We start from the raw sequence: 6270 nt of genomic DNA on the forward strand, positions 1-6270 counted from the left end.
GCTTATGTCAGCACCCAGAGCCAGGTCGTCATGGCGATGGCCCCGGAAGAGTTCTTGGCATCGAATCGCGGCGGCAACGTCGTCGAGACGGCGTCGGGCCTTCAGTACCGCGTCCTCGAAGAGGGCAGCGGCCGCAAGCCGACCGTCAACGACCTCGTCCTCGTGGATTTCGAGGGCAAACTGCCTAATGGCGACGTGTTCGAATCGAGCGCGCGTCATGGCGGTCCGTCGCCGATGCCGCTTCAGGGCATGATCGGTGGCTGGACCGAGGGGCTTCAACTGATGAACAGCGGCGCCAAATATCGCTTCTGGATGAAGCCTGAGCTGGCCTTCGGTCCCGGCGGCATCCCCGGCAAGGTTCCGCCGAACTCGATCGTCGTCTTCGACGTCAAGCTCAAGGAAGTGCTCTCGCCCGAGACGCTCGGCATGGGCGGCATGATGCCCTCCGGCCATGGCGGCATGTAAGGCCTGCCTTCCGACGCAATAGGAGAGGACGGGGGTCGCAGCGATGCGGCCCCTTTCTTTTTGTGCCCCGTCGTCGCCTTGCGCAGGGCTGAGCAGCGAGCCTCGGAGCCCATCATGTCCTTCATCCCCATTGCTCTACGTCTCGCCCCGGCTGCCCTGGCGGTCGCCTCGCCCGTTCATGCAGCAGACGAGCCGCTCCTGCCTGCATCGCTGAGGGCGATCGAAGGCTGCTGGACGGGCGAGGGGCGGGTGATGGGCAAGCCGGTCACGATGGCGATCCGCGCCAGCCTCGCTGCGCTCGATGCCTTGATGATCGTCGATGCAGAGAGCCGCGCCGTCGACGATCCGACGGATCGCTACGCCGCCCACCTGACGCTGGGTGCCTCGACGCCCGACGGTGAAAAGGCGGATCCTGTGCTCACGGGCTACTGGGCGGACAGTTTCGGTGGCGGGTATGCCGCGACCGGTAAGGGCGCGGTGAGCGGCGAGGGGTTCGACATCGGCTATGCCTATCCCGATGCGACTTTTATCAATCGCTGGCGTCCGCAGGGGCAGGCTCTGCGGTGGGACATCGTCGCCCGTGCGGCGGACGGTACCGAGAAGCCCTTTGCCGGCTATGTGGTTCGCAAGGTTATCTGCCCAGCACCTGCGAAGGCTGATTGACGGCGATTCCGGGGGACCGCCGTCGCGCCATCAGCGGCTTTCCTGCGGGTGCAGGCTGGTGCCCGCGCGACCACCGCGCAGCGCGGTAAACCAGCTGATCGGGTTCCACAGCTTGGTCGTGCCGTCGAGCGAGAAGGTGATGAACTCGGCGCGGCCGCCGATATTCTCGAACGGAACCGGGCCGTCTAGGCCATTGCGATAGGCGGGCACCCGGCTGTCGGCCGACTGGTCGCGATTGTCACCCATCACGAAGATATGATCGGCCGGGATGGTGATCGCCGGATAATCGTCGATCTCGGGCATGTAGCCGAGATCGAGCGTGTCATAGCTGCGGCCATTGGGCAGCGTTTCGCGGAAGCGGGGGAGCGCACAATAAAGCTTGCCGTCAGGCCCGACCGTACGGAAACGCGCGACCTCGGGCTCGCTGCAGCTGACATTGGCGTCGACCGCGATCATTGCCGGGCTTTCGGGCACGCGCTTCACGGGGACGCCGTTGAGAACGACCACGCCGCCGCGCACCTCGAGCCGGTCGCCCGGCAGGCCGATGACGCGCTTGATGAAGTCGGTATCCGACTGCGGGGGCTTGAGGATCACGATGTCGCCGCGCTCGGGCAGGCGCCCGAACAGCCGTCCCTTGATGAAGGGCAGGATGTGGAAGCTGGGCGACACATAGGACCAGCCATAAGGATATTTCGTCACGACGAGGCGGTCGCCGGTGATCAGCGTGGGCATCATCGATTCGGACGGGATGTAGAAGGGCTTGGCGATGAAGCTGTGAAAGCCCAGCACCGCGAGGATCAGCCAGAAGATGCCGCGGATTTCGGCCCACCAGTCGGTCCCCTCCTTCTTCGGCGCGGCCGGAGCCTCCACCGTGGGAGCGGGAACGTCGCTGGCATTGTCCATGGGGTCACTCGGTCGATCGCTCACGCGATCTCCTCCTCACAAGGGGCGGGCATAGAGGATGACGAACGCCTGCGCCCAGGGATGATCGTCCGTCATCGTAAGGTGAACGTCCACGGCGTGGCCCGGTGGCGTCAACGCGTCAAGCCTTGCCTTGGCGCCGCCGGTCAAAACCAGGGTCGGTGCGCCGCTCGGCAGATTGGCGACGCCGATGTCCTTCATGAACACGCCCGCCTTGAAGCCGGTGCCGACCGCCTTGGAGAAGGCTTCCTTGGCCGCGAATCGCTTCGCATAGGTTGCGGCGCGGGTCAGCACGCGGCGTTCGGCCTTAGCCCGCTCGATATCGGTGAAGACCCGATTGACGAACCGCTCGCCGAACCGGTCCAGCGAGCCCTGGATGCGCTCGATGTTGCAGAGATCGGATCCGATCCCGACGATCACCGCGCCTCGTCCATCAACTGGCGCATCCGCTGGACGACGGGACCCAGCCCCTCGAAGATCGCCTCGCCGATCAGGAAGTGGCCGATGTTGAGTTCGGCGATGTGGGGAATGGCCGCGATCGGCGTGACATTGTCGAAGGTCAGCCCATGGCCGGCATGCGGCTCGATGCCGTTCTTGACCGCCAGCGCCGCAGCCTCGGCGATGCGGCGCAGCTCCACCGCGCGCTCATCGCCTTCGCTATGGGCGTAGCGTCCGGTGTGGAATTCGACGACCTGCGCGCCCAGCGAGGCCGCTGCATCGAGCTGCCGGGCGTCGGGCTCGATGAACAGGCTGACGCGGATGCCGGCAGCGCGCAGTTCCGAAATCAGCGGCTTCAGATGGTTGTGCTGGCCGGCAGCGTCGAGGCCACCTTCGGTTGTCACTTCCTCGCGGCGCTCGGGCACGATGCAGGCAGCATGGGGGCGATGGCGCAGGGCGATCGCGACCATCTCCTCGGTCGCCGCCATTTCCAGGTTGAGGGGCAGGGCGATGCCGCCGATCAGCCCGGCGATGTCCTCGTCCATGATGTGGCGCCGGTCCTCGCGCAGATGCGCGGTGATTCCGTCGGCTCCGGCCGCGCTGGCGATCTGGGCCGCGCGGATCGGATCGGGATGGAGGCCGCCGCGCGCGTTACGAATCGTGGCGACATGGTCGATGTTGACGCCAAGGCGCAGCCGGTTGAGGGTGCCCATGCTATGCGGCCGCCGCAGCGCGGCTGCCGGGCTTCACCGCCGGGATGGCGGCGAGTTCGGGCGGCAGTGCGTCCGCCGCATAGGTGGGGACGTCGAGCTTTATCAATGGGAAGAAGGGCACGCCCAGGTCGGCTGTGCCGTTCGAGCGGTCGACCAGCGACGCGGCGGCGATGACTTCGCCACCGGCTTCGGCGACCGCTTTGATGGCTTCCCTTGAGGACAGGCCGGTCGTCACGACATCTTCCATCAGCAGCACCTTCTGCCCTGGCTCGAGCCGGAAGCCGCGACGCAGGTGGAAAATTCCTTCGGGCCGTTCGACGAACATCGCATCGAGCCCCAGCGCCCGTCCCATTTCATGCCCGGCGATCACGCCGCCCATGGCCGGTGAGACGACGGCGCTTAGCTGAATTTTTATTTTATCAGGGATTTTCAAAGACAAAGCCTCTGCGAGGCGCGCTGCCCGGGCGGGATTCATCAAGACGCGCGCGCATTGGAGATAACGCGAACTGCGCAGTCCCGACGACAGGATGAAGTGGCCTTCGAGGAGCGCCTCGGCGGCACGGAATTCGGCCAGCACCTGTTCGTCGTTCATTGTCGGGATCCTGTTTTGCGCTGCGAGCGGGCAGCAATGCGACCAGATAGTGAGATGATATTATCGCTTCAACTGCTTGCATTCGGAGCCAAGCGGTGCTTGAGGCTGCCGGGAGCCGCGCTTATAAGGCGCTGGAATTCGTAGGGCCCGACAACAGGAAGGCACGCGCACTTCGTGCTTCACGGGGGTGAAATGAAGACGTTGAAGACTATTATGATGGCGCTCTCGCTGGCTTCGACGCCGGCTGCGCTGTATGCGCAGGAGGCAGTACCGGCGGCGCCGACCGCCGAGGCAGCAGCGCCTGCCGCTGCGGCTCCGGCCGCTCCGGCCTTCCAGCATCGTGCGCCGGAAGCCGACATCGGCCAGCCGATTCCCGGCGGTTTCAAGCTTCAGCCCCAGGTGACGAAAGTCGGCGAAGACGCGCAATGGCTGCATGACAGCCTGCTGATGCCGATCATTACGATCATCACGATCTTCGTTCTGCTGCTCCTGGTCTATGCCGTGATTCGCTTTCGCGCGAAGGCCAATCCGGTGCCGTCGCGGACGTCGCACAACACCCTGATCGAGATCGTCTGGACGCTCGTCCCGGTCCTGATCCTGCTGGTGATCGCGGTTCCGTCGATCCGCCTGGTGGCCGCGCAATACGCACAGCCCAAGGCCGACCTCACCATCAAGGCGATCGGTAACCAGTGGTATTGGACCTACCAATATCCGGATAACGGCGACTTCGAGCTCGTCTCGAACATGCTGCCCGACGCCGAAGCCAAGAAGCGTGGCGAGCCGCGCATGCTGGCAGTCGACGAGCGTGTCGTCGTTCCGGTCAATTCGGTCGTGAAGATGATCGTGACGTCGAACGACGTGATCCACAGCTGGGCGGTTCCGGCTTTCTGGACCAAGATGGACGCCGTTCCCGGCCGTCTGAACGAAACCTGGTTCAAGGCCGAGCGCGAAGGCCTTTATTACGGCCAGTGCTCGGAGCTCTGCGGCGCCCGCCATGGCTATATGCCGATCGCGGTCGAGGTGGTCTCCAAGGAGAAGTTCGCGGAGTGGGTTCGCTCCAAGGGCGGCTCGCTTCCGGGTGAGAAGGTTGCCGAGGCAGCCGTCCCGGCGGCGCCTGCCGCTGCCGAGCCGGCCGCGCCCGCCACGGAAGCCGCTCCCGCGGCTCCGGCGACGTCCCAGCCTGCAACTGCGCAGAACTAAGGCACGATCCGATGACTGACATCACCGCAAACGCATCGCATTTCCAGGCGCATGACGATCATGCGCACCATGATGCCGATCACAAGCCGGCGTTCTTCCAGCGCTGGTTCATGTCCACCAATCACAAGGACATCGGCACGCTCTACCTGATCTTCGCGATCTTCGCCGGCATCGTCGGTGGCGCGATTTCGGGTCTGATGCGCGCCGAGCTTGCGCACCCTGGCATCCAGTTCCTGCCGATCTGGACGCAGATGATGGGCGGCGCGCCCGATATGGATACCGCGCTCCACATGTGGAACGTGCTGATCACCGCGCACGGCCTGATCATGGTCTTCTTCATGGTCATGCCCGCCATCATCGGCGGCTTCGGCAACTGGTTCGTCCCGATCATGATCGGCGCGCCGGACATGGCCTTCCCGCGCATGAACAACATCAGCTTCTGGCTGATGATCCCGGCCTTCACCCTGTTGCTCGGTTCGACCTTCTTCGCAGGTGGCACCGGTAACGGTGCCGGCACGGGCTGGACGGTCTATGCTCCGCTGTCGACCAGCGGCTCGGTCGGTCCGGCCGTGGACATGGGCATTCTCGCTCTCCACCTCGCGGGCGCCTCGTCGATCCTGGGTGCGATCAACTTCATCACCACCATCTTCAACATGCGCGCGCCGGGCATGACCCTGCACAAGATGCCGCTGTTCGTGTGGTCGGTGCTGGTCACCGCCTTCCTGCTGCTGCTGGCCCTCCCGGTCCTCGCGGCCGCGATCACGATGCTGCTGACGGACCGCAATTTCGGCACGACCTTCTATGATGCGTCGGGCGGCGGCGATCCGGTTCTGTACCAGCACCTGTTCTGGTTCTTCGGTCACCCCGAAGTGTACATCATGATCCTGCCGGGCTTCGGCATCGTCAGCCACATCATCTCGACCTTCTCGAAGAAGCCCATCTTCGGCTATCTCGGCATGGCCTATGCCATGGTCGCGATTGGCGTCGTCGGTTTCGTCGTGTGGGCGCACCACATGTTCACGACCGGCCTGTCGGTCGACACGAAGATGTACTTCACCGCCGCCACGATGGTCATCGCGGTTCCGACCGGCATCAAGATCTTCTCGTGGATCGCGACAATGTGGGGCGGCTCGATGAGCTTCAAGACGCCGATGCTCTGGGCGATCGGTTTCATCTTCCTGTTCACCGTCGGCGGCGTCACGGGCGTCGTCCTCGCGAACGGCGGCGTCGACAACTATATGCACGACACCTATTATGTGGTCGCGCACTTCCACTATG

Annotated in this window: 8 protein-coding genes; 4 read left to right on the forward strand and 4 right to left on the reverse strand. The window is 64.5% G+C overall.

The window, feature by feature from the left end:
- Both KAY22_RS22795 and KAY22_RS22800 read left to right on the forward strand, forming a co-directional pair.
- On the forward strand, positions 1 to 465 hold a 465-nt coding region (locus tag KAY22_RS22795), incomplete at its 5' end, for an FKBP-type peptidyl-prolyl cis-trans isomerase (RefSeq protein WP_296625474.1).
- Positions 466 to 579: 114 nt separating this feature from the next.
- Complete coding sequence (locus KAY22_RS22800; protein ID WP_296625475.1) at positions 580 to 1128, forward strand: hypothetical protein; 549 nt, start codon at positions 580 to 582, stop codon at positions 1126 to 1128.
- 30 nt (positions 1129 to 1158) lie between these two features.
- Here the strand turns inward: KAY22_RS22800 and lepB are convergent, their stop codons facing one another.
- The 4 genes from lepB to pyrE are packed head-to-tail and all read right to left on the reverse strand — an operon-like array spanning position 1159 to position 3792.
- Positions 1159 to 2031, reverse strand: a complete 873-nt coding sequence (lepB, locus tag KAY22_RS22805) for a signal peptidase I (RefSeq protein ID WP_296625481.1) — start codon at positions 2029 to 2031, stop codon at positions 1159 to 1161.
- Between the two features lie 36 nt (positions 2032 to 2067).
- Positions 2068 to 2469: a holo-ACP synthase gene (acpS, locus tag KAY22_RS22810; RefSeq protein WP_296625476.1), complete on the reverse strand. Its 402-nt coding sequence runs from the start codon at positions 2467 to 2469 to the stop codon at positions 2068 to 2070.
- Positions 2466 to 3200 carry a pyridoxine 5'-phosphate synthase gene (locus tag KAY22_RS22815; RefSeq protein WP_296625477.1) on the reverse strand — a complete coding sequence of 245 codons (735 nt, stop codon included), beginning with the start codon at positions 3198 to 3200 and terminating at the stop codon, positions 2466 to 2468. Before KAY22_RS22815 ends, acpS begins: the two co-directional genes overlap by 4 nt.
- Before the next feature lies 1 nt (position 3201).
- Positions 3202 to 3792: an orotate phosphoribosyltransferase gene (gene pyrE, locus KAY22_RS22820; RefSeq protein WP_296625478.1), complete on the reverse strand. Its 591-nt coding sequence runs from the start codon at positions 3790 to 3792 to the stop codon at positions 3202 to 3204.
- 192 nt (positions 3793 to 3984) lie between these two features.
- On the opposite strand from pyrE, the gene coxB reads away from it, so the two are divergent.
- Positions 3985 to 4992 (forward strand): cytochrome c oxidase subunit II, encoded by a 1008-nt coding sequence (coxB, locus tag KAY22_RS22825; RefSeq protein ID WP_296625479.1) that lies wholly within the window; start codon positions 3985 to 3987, stop codon positions 4990 to 4992.
- Positions 4993 to 5003: 11 nt separating this feature from the next.
- The coding region (locus tag KAY22_RS22830; protein ID WP_296625480.1) for a cbb3-type cytochrome c oxidase subunit I at positions 5004 to 6270 on the forward strand (1267 nt) is incomplete at its 3' end.

It is taken from the genome of Rhizorhabdus sp. (assembly GCF_018006725.1).
Taxonomy (GTDB): domain Bacteria; phylum Pseudomonadota; class Alphaproteobacteria; order Sphingomonadales; family Sphingomonadaceae; genus Rhizorhabdus.

Excerpts from the sequence above, each read along its gene's own strand:
- KAY22_RS22800 (WP_296625475.1), top strand. The coding sequence starts at position 580 with ATGTCCTTCATCCCCATTGCTCTACGTCTCGCCCCGGCTGCCCTGGCG.
- lepB (WP_296625481.1), bottom strand. The coding sequence starts at position 2,031 with ATGGACAATGCCAGCGACGTTCCCGCTCCCACGGTGGAGGCTCCGGCC.
- KAY22_RS22815 (WP_296625477.1), bottom strand. The coding sequence starts at position 3,200 with ATGGGCACCCTCAACCGGCTGCGCCTTGGCGTCAACATCGACCATGTC.
- pyrE (WP_296625478.1), bottom strand. The coding sequence starts at position 3,792 with ATGAACGACGAACAGGTGCTGGCCGAATTCCGTGCCGCCGAGGCGCTC.
- coxB (WP_296625479.1), top strand. The coding sequence starts at position 3,985 with ATGAAGACGTTGAAGACTATTATGATGGCGCTCTCGCTGGCTTCGACG.